5 protein-coding genes are annotated in these 6,202 nt (G+C 62.1%); 4 read left to right on the forward strand and 1 reads right to left on the reverse strand.

Translation table 11 applies throughout. The features are described 5' to 3' along the window. Together GX108_02475 and GX108_02480 are read left to right on the forward strand one after the other, a co-directional pair. Positions 1–143 (forward strand): ABC transporter ATP-binding protein (locus GX108_02475; protein NLO55913.1); only part of this gene is annotated, 143 nt, incomplete at its 5' end. An 85-nt stretch (positions 144–228) separates the two neighbouring features. After that, positions 229–1,443: an HD domain-containing protein gene (locus GX108_02480; GenBank protein ID NLO55914.1), complete on the forward strand. Its 1,215-nt coding sequence runs from the start codon at positions 229–231 to the stop codon at positions 1,441–1,443. On the opposite strand, the gene GX108_02485 is transcribed toward GX108_02480, so the two are convergent. After that, the gene (locus GX108_02485) at positions 1,424–2,167 is read right to left on the reverse strand and encodes a UDP-2,3-diacylglucosamine diphosphatase (GenBank protein NLO55915.1); all 744 of its coding nucleotides are present in this window, start codon (positions 2,165–2,167) and stop codon (positions 1,424–1,426) included. The two genes, GX108_02480 and GX108_02485, sit on opposite strands and share 20 nt — an antisense overlap. 169 nt (positions 2,168–2,336) lie before the next feature. On the opposite strand from GX108_02485, the gene glsA reads away from it, so the two are divergent. Together glsA and GX108_02495 are read left to right on the forward strand one after the other, a co-directional pair. Then, positions 2,337–3,254: a glutaminase A gene (gene glsA, locus GX108_02490; GenBank protein ID NLO55916.1), complete on the forward strand. Its 918-nt coding sequence runs from the start codon at positions 2,337–2,339 to the stop codon at positions 3,252–3,254. 138 nt (positions 3,255–3,392) lie between these two features. Then, a partial coding sequence (locus GX108_02495) for a ribonucleoside reductase class II (protein NLO55917.1) occupies positions 3,393–6,202 on the forward strand: 2,810 nt, incomplete at its 3' end.

Genomic DNA, 6,202 nt, shown 5'->3' on the forward strand with positions numbered 1-6,202 from the left:
AACAGAACGCGACCCAGGCCCTCGAGATAAGCGACAGGGGGTATATCCTCGAGGCGGGCCTTTTCGTCAAAAGCGGCCCCGGTCCTGACCTTGCCAGGGACCCCGAAATACGCAGGTCTTACCTCGGGGGTAGCCGCGAATAGCGGGGGTGACCCCCCCCTGGACGCCGATGATAGAGTAGAGAAAAAGGAATCCCATCCCTATCCCTTTGGAAGGGAGGACGAGGTCATGATCACGCCGGGCGTGGTGGAGACTATTTTCTCCGCGGCGTCGATGACGAGATGGAACGATCATGCGAGGCCGGGGCAGTTCACCGAGTTGGCCAAGCAGGCCCACAAGATGATCATCGCCTGGGTCATCGCTCGCTGCGAGGAGGACCAGGGGAGACCTTTGGACTGGGTCCGCCTGATCGAGGGAGGGCTCTTCGAATTCCTCCAGAGGATGGTCCTCACCGATATCAAGCCCCCCGTATTTCACAGGATGATGGAAAGGCACGGGCAGAAGCTCAACAGGCTCGTTCTGGAGCGACTGGCCGGCCCCTTCGAACCCCTGGGGGGTGGCTTCTGGGGCCGTTTCAGGAGCTACCTCGAAGAGCGCCCTTTCTCGGGAAGAGAAAAGGTCATCCTCCGGGCCGCCCACTTCCTGGCCACCGACTGGGAGTTCAGAATGATCTACCGGTTCAACCGTGACCTTTGGGGGATCGAGGAGACCCGGAGGGAGATAGAGAGCCGCGTGGAGGAGCATATCGACCTGGCGGGGGTCAGGGAGATCATGATACGGCGTGGCATGACCGACAAGGGCCTTTTCGCCTTCATCGACCTCTGCGGGCAGCTTCGGTTCCAGGTCCGGTGGGCGCAGCTCCCCAGGGTGCCCGCCACGTCGGTGCTGGAACACCTGCTAGTGGTGGCCTCCCTCTCCTACTTCGCCTCCCTTGAAAGGGGTTCCTCACCCAGGAGGCTCCGCAACGCCTTTTATGGCGGGCTCTTCCATGACCTCCCGGAGGTGCTCACCCGCGACATAATTTCGCCGGTCAAGCGGTCCGTCGAGGGCATCGAGGAACTGATAAAGGAGTACGAGAAGGAATCCATGGAGACCAGGCTCCTGCCTCTCCTGCCGGAGGGATGGAGGCGGGAGATACGCTACCTGACGGAGGAGGAGTTCTCCAACAAGGTCAGGGACCCTTCGGATGGCGGGGTCCACATCGGCCTGGGGTCTTCGGAGATGGATTTTCTCTACGACACCGATGAATGGGATCCCTTCGACGGATCCCTCATCGAGGCCTGCGACAAGCTGGCCGCCATGGTCGAGGCCGCCGTCTCCATCCGCAACGGGGTCCGGCCCCCGACCCTCGAGAAGGCACGAAAGGAGATATTCGAAACCTACAAGGACAGGGTCATCGGGGGCGTCGATCTGGGATCCCTCTTCAAGGCCTTCCTGGAATGAGACTGCCGGCCTCGTCGAGGTTCAGCACCTCCAGGCGGCCGTCGAAGTGCTCCACCAGGGCGGAGCGGTGCTCGACCCAGTCGCCGCAGTTGCAAAGAAGCACGTCCCTTACGTCCCTGATGAAGGGATTGTGAAGGTGACCGCAGATAACTCCGTCAAGCCCGGCCCGCTTCGCCTCGGCGATGATCTTTCTCTCGAAGCCGCTGAGGGCGCAGGCGAGGCTTTTGAACTTCCTCTTTAGCAGCCCCGCGATGGATCGCCGGCGCCTTTCGGCCAGGGGCAGCGCCGCGTTAAACCAGAGCGCCAGTTCGTAGGCCCTTCCGGCCAGGGTGTTGAGGAACCTCGAGCCACGGACCGATGGGTCGAACTCGTCGCCGTGGGAGACGAGGAAGCACCTCCCATCGGCGGTCCTGTGAAAGGCCCTGTCGCGAAAGAACATCCTGGCCTTTCTCAGGCCCAGGAAACGGTCCAGGAACTCATCGTGGTTCCCGGGGATGAAGGTGACCTGCGACTCCCGGGCGAGGGTGCCGAGCCTCTTCAGGATGTCCCTGTGGGAATCGCTCATGTTACGGAGGCGCGAAACCTTCCAGCCGTCGATTATATCTCCCACCAGGTAAAGAAAATCGCACCGCACCCTGCCGAGGAACACCCCGAGCTGTTCCGGGCGGCTCCATCTAGTCCCCAGGTGCAGGTCAGACAGGAACACCGAACGGTATCTGTTCAAAAGGTCTTCTCCCAGGTCGTCGTGATGAACCCTCTTCCGTCGGGGGGTACTTCCTTCAGTTTCGTCCTTTTTCCTTGTCGAAAGGGGTTTCGAAGCGCAATCGCCCCTTATAATAGCAGCAAGCATGGTCTTTGTTACTCCCGAAGGCGGTATGAAAGGAGGGTAAATGATGGAGATCGTCCTGAACGAGGCCGTCGATCTCGGTAGGAGCGTCCTGAAGGGAGGGTCGGTGGCGACCTATATACCCGAACTGGCCAAGGCCGATCCTTCGGCCCTGGCCGTCGCTTACTGCGGACTTGACGGCCGGGTCTGCTCGGCGGGGGATACCGGTACGAAGATCACCGTTCAGTCCATCTCCAAGGTGGCATCGCTGGGCCTGGCGCTCGAGATCTGCGGTGAGGAGGCCCTTTTCTCCCGGGTCGGTGCGGAGCCCAGCGCCGACCCCTTCAACTCCATCATGAGGCTCGAGATGAGGGCTCCCCACCGGCCCCAGAATCCCCTGATCAACTCCGGCGCCATCCTGGTCCTCTCGCTGCTCCCCTTCAACGACAGTTCCGAGCGTCTTGCGGCCGTCCTCGAGACGATGCGCAGGATGTCGGGCAACGAGGAACTCGGAGTGAACGAGGCGGTGGCTGCCTCAGAGAAGGAAACCAGCGACAGGAACAGGTCCCTGGGGTACTTCCTGCGGAGCGTGGGGGCCATGGAAGGGGACGTGGAGAACATTCTCGATTCTTACTTTCAGCAGTGCGCCATCGAGTGCGTCGTGGAGGACCTGGCCGTCATGGGCGCCACCCTCGCCGGTGGGGGTGTGAACCCGCTGACGGGCGAACGGGTCTTCGCCGGGAGGAATGCCCTGATCCTGAGAGCCCTGATGATGACCTGCGGCCTCTACGACGGGTCCGGCGACTTCGCTGTGCGGGTGGGGTTTCCCTCCAAGAGCGGGGTAGGAGGCGGGATCATGGGGTCCGTAGCCGGCAGGGCCGGGGTGGCCGTCGCGGGCCCGGCCCTCGACAAGAGGGGCAACTCCATAGGGGGGATAAGGGTTCTCGAGGAGCTTTCAAAGTCCCTTTCCCTGAGAGTTCTCTGAGCCGAAGGGCCTGTTTCGGGATTTAAACAAAGGGGGTATTATAGGGCTCCTGGATTTGTGATACGCTATATGTTGAGGGTCCAGCCAGAATTAACCACACATCAAGTACCCCCCAGGGGCGAAGGAGAAAGGAAGATCATGACCATGGACGGATCCGGAAACCCGGAAAAGAGGGACCAATCCTTATCGGACAATGCCATGAGGGTTCTCGAGGAGAGGTATTTCCTCAGGGATGAGGACGGCAAGGTCATCGAGACGCCCGACGAGCTGTTCTGGAGGGTGGCCCGCTCCGTCGCCGCCGCCGAGGAGGACCCCACCGACGAGACCATCGTGAAGATGTTCCACGATATCATGGCCCGCCTGGACTTTCTCCCCAACAGCCCCACTCTCATGAACGCCGGGCGCCAGGGAGGGCAGCTTGCGGCCTGCTTCGTGCTGCCCGTCGAGGACAGCATGGAGGGCATCTTCGATTCCCTGAAGCACATGGCCCTTATACACAAATCCGGCGGGGGCACGGGGTACAACTTCAGCGAACTCAGGCCCAGGGGGGACAAGGTCTCCAGCACAAACGGAGTGGCCTCGGGACCCGTCTCCTTCATGGGGATGTTCGACCACGCCACGGAGGTGGTCATGCAGGGGGGGATGAGGAGGGGCGCCAACATGGGCATCCTGAACGCCGATCACCCCGACGTCTTCGACTTCATCAAGGCCAAGACCGAAGAGGGCAAACTCGTCAACTTCAATATCTCCGTGGGCGTTACCGACGACTTCATGAGGGCCGTGGAAAATGACGGTTACTGGGACCTGAAGAACCCCAGGACCAGGGAAGTGGTCCGCACCGTCAAAGCCAGGGAACTCATGGCGCTGATATGCGAGATGGCCTGGAAAACCGGAGACCCCGGCATGGTCTTCCTGGACAAACTCAACAGGGACAACCCCCTGGCTCACCTGGGCCCCATCACGTCGACCAACCCCTGCGTCACCGGCGACACCATCGTTCACACCGTCGAGGGGCCGAAACGGGCCAGGGACCTGTGCGGCAGGAAGATAGGCCTCGTGGTGAACGGAAAGGTGGTGCCCTCTTCCGGTGAGGGGTTTTTCAAAACGGGTGAGAAATCGGTTCTCCTCCTGGAGACCAGGGAGGGCTTTCGTTTGAGGCTCACCGCCGATCACCCGGTCCTCAAAGTGGGGCGGGAAACAGGCCATGGAGAAGATCTCGAGTGGATCGCCGCCGGGAGCCTCAGGCCCGGCGACAGGATAAAGATCAACGATCACAGGTCGGGGCCGGAATGGCCCGGCCCGGGCACCGCCGAAGAGGGCTACCTGGCCGGGTTGAGGGCCGTCGAGGATGACGGATCGTCGATGCCCGGAGGGGACAATAGTTTCAGCCAGGAGATGGAAACAGGGACATCATCGGCTTTTGCCGAGGGTTTCCTGCGGGGACTCTTCGAAGCGAAGGGCTCCGTCGGGGATGAACGGGAAAAGGGAGCGAGCCTTCACCTGGAGCGGTGTTCGCTGCCGACCCTGGAAACCGCCCAGAGAATGCTCCTCCGCCTTGGCATTGTCGGCACTATCCGCGGGGTCGGGGACGAGGGGCTTCCGTCCCTGCCGCCCGGGTGGCCCGAACTGGTCGTCTCGGGGGCAAGCGCCCGTCTCTTCGCCGAAAGGGTTGGCTTCAAAGACCAGGGAAGGCAGGACGAACTTTTGAAGACCCTCGGTTCCGACGAGGGAGGGCCCGAGGGCGATCCCTTCACGGCCACCATCGGGTCGATCGCCCCCGACGGCGTCGAGGAAGTGTTCGATGCCATGGTGCCGGGCGAGAACGCCTTCGACGCCAACGGCCTAGTCGTCCACAACTGCGGCGAGCAGCCGCTGCTTCCCTACGAGGCTTGCAACCTGGGGAGCATAAACCTGGGCGGCATGGTGGAAGACGGCAAGGTCGACTGGGAGAAGATCCGGCTGACCACCAGGCTCGCCGTGCGCTTCCTCGATGACGTCATCGACGTGAACCGCTACCCTCTCCCCCGGATCGAGGAGATGGTCAAGTCGACCCGCAAGATCGGCCTGGGGGTGATGGGATGGGCCGATATGCTCTTCCAGCTCAGGATACCCTACGACTCGGAGGAGGCCCTCGAATTGGGCAGGAGCATCATGGAGGCCATAAACTCGGCGGGCCGCCAGGAGAGCGCCGCCCTGGCCCTTTCCAGGGGAGCGTGCCCGGCCCTTCCCGATTCGGGGCTGCGGAACTCCACCATTACCACCATCGCGCCCACGGGTTCCCTCTCCATGATCGCCGACTGCTCCTCGGGCATTGAGCCCGTCTTCGCCCTGGAGTTCACCAAGGAGGTCCTGGAGGGAAAGCGGTTCTCCTACCGCAACCGCTACTACGTGGAGGCCCTGGAAAGGGGCGAATCACCGGGTACTATCGCCAGGGTCTTCAAGACCTCCCACCAGATAGCCCCCGAGTGGCACGTGAAGATGCAGTCGGCCTTCCAGGAGTACGTGGATAACGCCGTCAGCAAGACCATCAACATGCCCAACAGCGCCACCGTCGAGGACGTGGAGAAGGCCTACATCCTGGCCTGGAAGACCCACTGCAAGGGCATCACCGTCTTCCGCGACGGATGCCGCTCGGGCCAGGTCCTCTACGTGGACAAGCCCGCCGTCCAGCAGGCCCTCCCGATACCGCAGGTGTTGGAAGTGGATAGCCCCATGGAGCGCCCCTTCATCCTGGGCGGGAAGACCGCCAAGATACCCACCAGTTACGGCAACCTCTACCTGACCGTCAACGAGGTGAATGGCCGGCCCGTGGAGGTCTTCACCACCATGGGCAAATCGGGGCACGAGACGATGGCCTTCACCGAGGCCATCGGGAGGCTGATATCGCTTTCGCTGAGGAGCGGGGTGAGGCTGCACTCCATAATCAAGCAGATGAAGGGCATCGGGGG

Source organism: Thermovirga sp. (assembly GCA_012523215.1).
In the GTDB taxonomy this organism is placed as follows: domain Bacteria; phylum Synergistota; class Synergistia; order Synergistales; family Thermovirgaceae; genus 58-81.